The organism is Pueribacillus sp. YX66 (assembly GCF_041725775.1).
Taxonomy (GTDB): domain Bacteria; phylum Bacillota; class Bacilli; order Bacillales; family UBA6769; genus Pueribacillus.
In genome coordinates, this window is the sequence record NZ_JBEUEL010000078.1 from 1 (window position 1) to 1361 (window position 1361).

The window sequence follows — 1361 nt, forward strand, 5'->3', positions numbered from 1 at the left end:
TATAATGGACCCAAGATTTTAGACAGCAAGAAAGGATATGTTAAGGTAGGTTTATGAAACAAAAAAGGAAACGATATTCACCAGAATTTAAAGCACAAGTTGTATTGGAAATTCTTAAGGAAGAGAAGTCTTTAACTGAGCTGTCCTCTGAATATGGGATTCATGTTAATCAGCTGCGGAAATGGAAAACACAATTTCTAGAACAAATGCCGCAACTGTTTCAAAAGCAGAACAAGGATCAAGAAAAGATGAAAGCTGATTATGAAGAACAAATTGAAAATCTATACGCTGAAGTAGGCCGATTAACCACGCAATTGTCGTGGCTCAAAAAAAAATCTGGCATCTACCACAACTAGGCAAGAACGTGTGAATATGATCGAATGGCAAGACTCAGAATTATCCATTACAAAACAGGCAGAGCTATTAAGCCTTAACCGTTCAAGCCTTTATTATAAACCAGTCGGGCCTTCAGCAGAAGATGTAGCCATCAAGCACCGTATCGATGAAATTTATACAAAATACCCATTTTATGGGTCTCGTAGGATAACAGCACTGCTAAACCAAGAAGGAGTGAATATCAATCGCAAAAGAGTACAACGTCACATGCGAGAAATGGGAATTCAAGCTGTTTATCCGGGTCCAAATTTAAGTAAACGGAATCTGCAACATCGAATTTATCCATATTTACTGAAAGGAGTGAACATTAACTATCCAAATCACGTTTGGAGCATTGACATTACCTACATTCGACTCCAACGAAGCTGGATGTACTTAGCAGCGGTTATTGACTGGTATTCCCGCTATGTCATTAGCTGGGAGCTAGATCAATCCCTAGAAATTGGATTTATCCTAGATGCCGTTCAAAGGGCCTTCTCTATAGCTAAACCCGTTATCTTTAATAGTGATCAAGGCAGCCATTTTACCAGTCCCAAATATATCAATCTACTAAACTCTAAGGAAGTTCAAATCAGCATGGACAGTAAAGGACGTGCTTTGGACAATATTATCATAGAACGTTTTTGGCGCAACATAAAGTACGAAGAAGTATATCTAAAAGATTATGAAAGTCCAAGGGAGGCTAGAATAAATATAAGAGATTACATTGATTTTTATAATTACAATCGCCCTCATCAATCGCTAGATTATAAAACACCATCATCAGTTTATTTTAATTAAACAGGTTCGTCATTGCCCTTCCCATCTTTGAGAAATTATCTTTCATGCGACAGAACCTGTCAAGGGAGAGTACGCCCTTGACAGAACCTGCCACATGAAAGGCTTGGTTGGCAAGATAGGAAGGAGCAAAACTCAATGCACCTTAAATTTATAAAAAAGTTGTCTTGACGATGGGGTCCACTTTA

General features: G+C 38.1%; 1 protein-coding gene. It reads left to right on the forward strand.

Annotation, left to right across the window (positions count from 1 at the left end; genetic code table 11):
- Window positions 1–53: 53 nt before the first annotated feature.
- A protein-coding gene (locus ABU914_RS15365; RefSeq protein ID WP_099098695.1) for an IS3 family transposase occupies window positions 54–1176 on the forward strand; the annotation gives its coding sequence in 2 pieces (ribosomal slippage) (window positions 54–328 and window positions 327–1176; 1125 coding nt in all).
- The last annotated feature ends 185 nt before the right edge of the window (window positions 1177–1361 follow it).